A 1,147-nucleotide genomic window follows, 5' to 3' on the forward strand; every position below is an offset into this window, starting at 1 on the left:
ACAATGCTGATCAAATTTATCCTTGGTAATTTTCTGATCGTGAATATAAAGAACATCATCAATGGAGTGGCCGAGATCATGCAGGGGGTTTTTCAGATCGTAGCACCAGAGGGAGCTGCTTCTGTGGCTTTGCAGGAGACCAGTGTAGACGACTGGGATTCAGACACCCTGGTCATTGGCTTTTTTGTATGCGCTGCATTTATGATCGTGGCGATCGCGGCGGGCCTGCTGTTGGTCCTGCATGTCTATGGTATTTTTATAAAGGTGTTTTTTTATATTGTGACGGGGCCTTTGGCATTAGCAACTGTTGCGGGACCGGAGGGGGCTTCAAGATCAGCCGAAAACTGGTTTAAGACGATCCTTTGCGCGTTTGGGGAATTTGCTGGCACAACGCTGGTGCTCCGGCTGTGCGCAGCCATTATAAACAGCAACGGTTTCCTGATTCCTGTCCCAGACTGGCTGGGGGCAGTTGAAACCCTCTGGAACATGGCCCAGAGCATGCTGACCATCCTTTTGGCGGTAGGCTCCGTGAAGGCTGTAGATAGCATGATCCGGCGCGCGTTCGGTTTCTAAGGAAGGAGAGCAAGATGAATATACCGATCAATAAAGATTTTGAACATGACTATCGGGAAACCGTGTACAAGGGATTTACGCTGCATGAAGCGAAATATGCCCTGGCAGGCCTTGTGTTGATCGTCTCGGTCTGCTTGTTTCTGTGGCGCTATATTGGGATTTCCCCTGTGCTGGCTGTATATATCAGCGTGCCAGTTGGGGCACCGATCATGATCGCAGGATTCTGGCAGTCTAAAAACGGATTGACCTTAAGGGAACATCTGGCGGCAGTCAAATACCGGAAGGCTACAGCGATGCTTCATTACCGGGCGGGGGAATATCAGCCAGTGACAGGCGGGATGAAAGCCAGCAAAGTACCAAAATGCAAAAGCTTCAAGAAACAAAAGAGACTGCACCGGAAATATGTCAGGGCCTGTCTAAGACAGCAGAGAAAAGAAAGGAGAGGAGCAAGTGAATGAGTTTCAATAAAGCGAAGGATTTTGTCCAATGCAAAAGGCTCACAGAGCCAGTCTACCAGACACCGGCCTGCATCCAGGAGCTGCTTGACATTGCAAAGGTGCATCCGGATGGGATC

2 protein-coding genes are annotated in these 1,147 nt (G+C 49.7%); both read left to right on the forward strand.

Annotated elements, in window-relative coordinates; all coding sequences use genetic code 11:
- Positions 1 to 573: hypothetical protein (locus tag WMO65_RS26205; RefSeq protein WP_349064875.1), on the forward strand; the 573-nt coding region annotated here is incomplete at its 5' end.
- Positions 574 to 587: 14 nt separating this feature from the next.
- On the forward strand, positions 588 to 1,031 hold the full coding sequence (locus WMO65_RS26210) for a PrgI family mobile element protein (protein WP_148392556.1): 444 nt from the start codon (positions 588 to 590) through the stop codon (positions 1,029 to 1,031).
- Positions 1,032 to 1,147: the final 116 nt, after the last annotated feature.

It is taken from the genome of Blautia caccae, from assembly GCF_040095955.1.
GTDB classification, from domain to species: Bacteria; Bacillota; Clostridia; order Lachnospirales; family Lachnospiraceae; genus Blautia; species Blautia celeris.

Excerpts from the sequence above, each read along its gene's own strand:
- WMO65_RS26210 (WP_148392556.1), top strand. The coding sequence starts at position 588 with ATGAATATACCGATCAATAAAGATTTTGAACATGACTATCGGGAAACC.